At 71.0% G+C, this 4,691-nt stretch carries 4 protein-coding genes; all 4 read left to right on the top strand.

The features are described 5' to 3' along the window. Window positions 1-701, top strand: a 701-nt coding sequence (yajC, locus tag FrCorBMG51_RS24985) for a preprotein translocase subunit YajC (protein ID WP_338052729.1), incomplete at its 5' end; no start/stop codon positions are given. Between the two features lie 347 nt (window positions 702-1,048). After that, on the top strand, window positions 1,049-2,971 hold the full coding sequence (gene secD, locus FrCorBMG51_RS10110) for a protein translocase subunit SecD (RefSeq protein ID WP_420848597.1): 1,923 nt from the start codon (window positions 1,049-1,051) through the stop codon (window positions 2,969-2,971). Between the two features lie 3 nt (window positions 2,972-2,974). Next, a complete protein-coding gene (gene secF, locus FrCorBMG51_RS10105) occupies window positions 2,975-4,222 on the top strand; it encodes a protein translocase subunit SecF (RefSeq protein ID WP_047222830.1) in 1,248 nt (415 codons plus the stop codon). Window positions 4,223-4,248: 26 nt separating this feature from the next. Next, on the top strand, window positions 4,249-4,691 hold a 443-nt coding region (locus FrCorBMG51_RS10100; RefSeq protein ID WP_047223049.1), incomplete at its 3' end, for an adenine phosphoribosyltransferase.

Below are 4,691 nucleotides of genomic sequence, written 5' to 3'. Positions count from 1 at the left end.
CGGCTGCCCGCCGGTTCTCCCGGCGCCGCGGCTCCTTCGCCGCTCTTCGTCGGCGTCGGCTGGGCGCGCTCCGGCGGGGCCTGGCGCCGGCAGCCCCGCGGCCGGTACGTACCATCGGCCGCACAACATGGGAGGACGTGGACGTGCAGGTGATCGTGGTCGCACAGGATGTGGCCCAGAACGGCGGCGGCGGTGGGTTCGGCGGGTTGTTTCCCCTGATCCTGCTGCTGGCGCTCGTCGTTTTCTTTGTCGTCAGCCAGCGGCGTCGGCAGCGGACCCAGCAGCAGGTCCTGACCTCGCTCGCGCCGGGGGCGCTGGTCGTGACCACCGCGGGGCTGTACGCCACGGTGGTCGAGGTCGAGGGCAGTGACGTGCTGTTGGAGGTGGCACCGGACGTGGTCTGCCGGTTCACCCGTTCCGCGGTCGTGCGGGTCGTCTCCCCGGTGGGGGAGGACGGGGCACACCACGACGATCATGATATTGATCATGACGGTGGCTCTGACGGTGGCCATGACGGCGACGAGGAAGACGGCCACCGGGACGAGGACGCCGGGGCGGCTGACGACCACGGCACGGGCCGGGGGCCCGTCGACACGACCAAGAAGGTCGACACGACCGGCGGCGGGGAGACAACCGGTGGCCAGCGGCGGCCGGACGCCAGCGGTTCCGAGGATCCCGGGGAAGGGACGCCAGGGCGGTAAACGGCAGGCCGACCGGCACCGGCCCCCACTGGAGCCGGTCGGCGTCCGCTTCGACGAACATGCGGATATCGGCGTTACAAATGTGGTATCGGAACGCCTCCGGCATGACAGTCGTTCCGATACCTTGGGCCGATACCTTGGGTGCGGTCGGCATCCGGCCGTGGGCGTGGTCGGCGCCGTCCCACCGTGACGGCAGGTCCACACTGTGACGATCAGTCTCAGTCCACGCCGGTTCCACCGGTCGTGGCCGGATCGGCCGTCCACCGGGCAGGTCCAGTGGGCATGTCCAGCAGGAAGTCCAGCAGGAAGTGGTATGAGCGCGACGGCGCGTGACGAAGGGATATCCGTTGGCACGAGGGTCAGGGCGACGGCGTAAGGCCTTGAGCCCCGCCTGGTCCCGGATCGGGCTCCTCTTCGGCATCGTGGTGTTGCTCTACGGCTCCATGGCGCTGACGTCCACGTGGACGCCGAAGCTGGGCCTGGACCTCCAGGGCGGGACGAGCGTGATCCTCACGCCCCGGTCGACCGAGCCCGGTAAGGGCGTCGACGGTGGCGCGGTCAACAAGGCCGTCGACATCATCCGGGAGCGGGTCAACGGGCTCGGGGTCGCCGAGGCCGAGGTCAAACGCAACAACACCCAGATCGAGATCTCGGTTCCCGGCCGCGGCCGCAACGATGTCGTCGAACTGGTCGGGCAGACCGCCGAACTGCGCTTCCGAGAGGTCTACACCTCCGGGGCCGCCGTACCGGCCGCTCCGGCCACTCCGACGGCCACCCCGACGGTTCCGGTGCCCGGAGCACCGGGCGCCGCGTCCGCTCCGCCCGCCGCCACCGCTGCGTCCCCGTCCACCACCACCCGGCCGGACGTGGTCGGCTCCGGTCTGCTCGCCCAGGCCGCGCCGACGGCCCCGGCCGGCTCGGCCGCGCCAGCACCGGCCGCCTCGGCGTCACCGGCCCCCGGGACGCCCCCTGCCGCGGTACCCCCGGCGGCCTCTGGCCAGCCCGCGCAGCCCGCCGCCGACACGCCACCGGCCGACGTCGTCGCCCGGTTCGAAAGCCTGACCTGCGCCCCATCGGACGTGCGCAGCCAGGCGGCCGCCACCGACCGGCCGACGGACTGGGTGGCCGCCTGTGACCGTTCCGGCGCCGTCAAGTACCTGCTGATGCCCGCCACGGTGATCGGCACCGACGTGAAGTCGGCAACGGCCGGGCTCGCCAGCTCCGGCGGCACCACCTCGGTGAGCACCGGCGAGTGGGTCGTCAACGTCAGCTTCACCGGCAGCGGGCAGGCGAAGTTCACCAGCCTGACCGAGAAGACACTCGGCAAGCAGGTGGCGATCGTGCTCGACGGGGTGGTGCAGTCCGCCCCGACCACCAACGACCGGATCGCCGGTGACGCGCAGATCTCGGGCTCGTTCACCCAGTCCAGCGCCCAGGATCTCGCCAACGTGCTGCGCTACGGCGCCCTGCCGCTGGCCTTCGAGCAGTCCAGCGCCGAGTCGATCTCCCCGACCCTGGGGCAGGACTCGCTCAACGCCGGCCTGCTCGCCGGTGTCATCGGTCTCGCGCTGGTGACGTTCTACTCGTTCGTCTACTACCGGGCGCTCGGAATAATCGTGCTCAGCTCGCTGGCGGTGAGCGGGGTGCTGGTGTACGCCTCGGTCGTGCTCCTCGGCGAATGGATCGGGTTCACTCTCACCCTGGCCGGGATCGCCGGTCTGATCCTGTCCATCGGTGTCACCGCGGACTCGTTCGTCGTCTACTTCGAACGCATCAAGGACGGGGTCCGCGAGAACCGCACCGCGCGGGTGGCGACCGAACGGGCCTGGCCGTCGGCCCGGCGGACCATGCTCTCCGCGGACACGGTCTCCTTCCTCGCCGCCGCGGTGCTCTACATCCTGTCGGTGGGCTCCGTCCGGGGATTCGCCTTCACCCTCGGGCTGTCCACTCTGATAGACGTCCTGATCATGTTCATCTTCACCAGACCGGTGGTCACCCTGCTCGTGCGCAGGCCGTTCTTTGCCACCAGCCGTTTCTCCGGTCTCACCGTCGCGGCAGTCCGTGGCCAGCCGGCCGCGGCCGGCCCCGCGCCGGCCCGCCTGGCCAAGCGGGAGCGGGCCCCGGCCACCCCCGCCCAGGCCGCCGCCGGCAGGGGAACGGCGAGGGCGGACGCCGCCGGTGGCCCCGAGCAGGGATCACGCGATCTTCGTTCGGCACGCGGTTCGCGGCCGTCACGGCCGGGCTCGTCCGGCACGGCGCAGGGGGAGTAGGCGATGTCCTGGGCCAGCCGGCTCTACCGCAACCAGTCCCATGTCGACTTCGTCGGCCGCCGCCGGATCTGGTATGCCTTCTCCGCGTTCCTGCTGATCGTCTGCGTCGCCAGCATGCTGATCCGGGGCTTCTCCCTGGGCATCGACTTCAAGGGCGGGGCGCTGTTCCAGTTCCCGTCCGGCGGCAGGTCGGTCGCCGTGGCCGAGGAGGCCCTGTCCTCGGCCGGCGTCAACCCGGCCGACTCGGTCATCCAGGAGCTCGACACCTCCCAGCAACTGCGGGTGCAGACCCCGACCCTCTCCGCCGAGCAGGCCAGTGCGCTGCAGAACACCATCGAGAAGCGTTTCGAGGTCGCCCCGACCGACATCGACATCTCGACGGTGGGCGCGTCGTGGGGGTCGACCATCACCAGCAAGGCGCTGCAGGGGCTTGCGGTCTTCCTGGTGCTGGTGATGGTCTACCTGTCGGTCCGGTTCGAGTGGAAGATGGCGGTCGCCGCCATGACCACGCTCATCCATGACCTCGTCATCACGATGGGCGTCTATTCGCTGGTCGGTTTCCAGGTCACCCCGTCCACGGTCATCGCGCTGCTGGCCATTCTCGGGTTCTCCCTCTACGACACGGTCGTCGTCTTCGACCGGGTCCGGGAGAACACCGCCGGCATGAGCACGACCAGCCGGCGCACCTACGCGGAGGCCACCAACGACGCGTTGAACGAGACCCTGATGCGTTCGCTCAACACCTCGTTCATCGCGCTCGTACCGGTCGCCTCGCTGCTGTTCGTCGGCGCCGGTCTGCTCGGCGCCGGCACCCTGGAGGATCTCGCCCTCGCCCAGTTCGTGGGTATCGCCTCGGGCGCCTACTCGTCGCTGTTCTTCGCCACTCCGCTGCTGGTCGACCTGAAGAAGAACGAGCCGGCGGTCAGGGCACTCGACCAGCGGGTGGCCCGGGTACGGGCGGCGGCCGCCCGGGAGCCCGCCAGGCAGCCGAGGGCCGCGGCGGCGGCCGCCGTCGGTGGTCGCGTATCCGACAGCGGGGCCGCGGCGGCCGGCCAGGGGCCGGGAAGCGGATTTTCCGATACCGCGACCACCCCCTCGGACGCTGACGAGCGTGAACGTGGAGAGCCCGCCAGCGGCCGTGAACCGGCCGTCGCCGGCGTCCGGCCGCCACGGCCCGCCGCGGGCCGCCGTCCGACACCGGCCCGGCGTTCTGGCCGCAAAGGCCGTCCCAGCGGTAAAAAACGGCGGTGACGACCATCGAACCAGCCGAAACGACCATCGGACCGGCCGGCACCGGCACCACCAGCGGCCTGTCCGCGGCCGGCGCCACCGCCGCGGACGTGCTGCGGGCCCACATCCGGGATGTCGCCGACTTCCCCCAGCCCGGGGTGGTCTTCAAGGACATCACACCGTTGCTGGGGACACCGGACGCCTTCACGGTGGTCATCAACGAGTTGGCCACGACCGCGGGCGGTTACGGCGCCACCGTCGTGGCGGCCATCGAGGCGCGTGGCTTCCTGCTGGCGGCCCCGGTCGCCTACCGCACGGGGGTGGGTGTCGTGCCCATCCGCAAACAGGGCAAGCTACCGGGGGAGACGGTCAGCCGTACCTACGACCTGGAGTACGGCACCGCCACCCTCGAGGTACAGGCCGACGCCTTCCAGCCGGGTGACCGGGTGCTGCTCGTCGACGACGTGCTGGCCACGGGCGGTACGGCGGC

The sequence above is a fragment of the Protofrankia coriariae genome (assembly GCF_001017755.1).
GTDB lineage: Bacteria > Actinomycetota > Actinomycetes > Frankiales > Frankiaceae > Protofrankia > Protofrankia coriariae.
Note: the sequence above shows the minus strand (reverse complement) of the source record. Positions and strands in the feature narration are given on the sequence as shown.

Bases quoted from the DNA above. Each gene is read 5' to 3' on its own strand.
- secF (WP_047222830.1), top strand. From the start codon at position 2,975: ATGTCCTGGGCCAGCCGGCTCTACCGCAACCAGTCCCATGTCGACTTC.